Raw genomic sequence first — 660 nt, 5'->3', positions numbered from 1 at the left:
CTGCCCCCGCTCCCGGGCCGGCGCAGCAGGCCGGCGGGCAGCGGGCCACCGTGGCCGTCAGCGCCCTGCTGCCCTCCGACCGCCTGCGCGCCGACGGCGAGGACGACGACCACGTGCGCCTCCTGGCCGACCTGGACGCCCCCCTGCCGCCGATCCTGGTGCACCGCTCCACGATGCGCGTCATCGACGGCATGCACCGCCTGCGGGGCGCGCAGCTGCGCGGCAAGAAGGAAGTCGACGTGGAGTTCTTCGACGGCGAGCCGGAGGACGCCTTCGCCCTGGCGGTCAAGCTCAACGTCGCGCACGGACTGCCGCTGAGCCTGGCCGACCGCACGGCCGCGGCGACCCGGATCGTGGCCAGCCGGCCGCAGTGGTCCGACCGCCGCATCGCGGCCAACACCGGCCTGGCCGCCAGCACCGTCTCGGCCATCCGCCGCCGTTCAACCACCCAAGGCGAGCAGTCGAACACCAGAATGGGCCGCGACGGGCGCATCCGGCCGCTGCACGCCACCGAGGGCCGGCTGCGGGCCAGCCAGATCATCGCCGCCCACCCCGACGCCTCGCTGCGGGAGATCGCCCAGCGCGCCGGCATCGCCACCGCCACCGCCAAGGACGTGCGCGACCGCATCCGCCTGGGACAGGACCCCGTGGCCCCCCGCC

1 protein-coding gene is annotated in these 660 nt (G+C 76.1%); it reads left to right on the top strand.

Going from position 1 to position 660, the window contains the following annotated elements; genetic code table 11:
* Positions 1-660 (top strand): ParB/RepB/Spo0J family partition protein (locus FGF04_RS39675; protein ID WP_223146461.1); only part of this gene is annotated, 660 nt, incomplete at both ends.

The sequence above is a fragment of the Streptomyces apricus genome (assembly GCF_008369065.1).
GTDB lineage: Bacteria > Actinomycetota > Actinomycetes > Streptomycetales > Streptomycetaceae > Streptomyces > Streptomyces apricus.
This window is presented reverse-complemented; position numbering and strand designations above follow the sequence as displayed.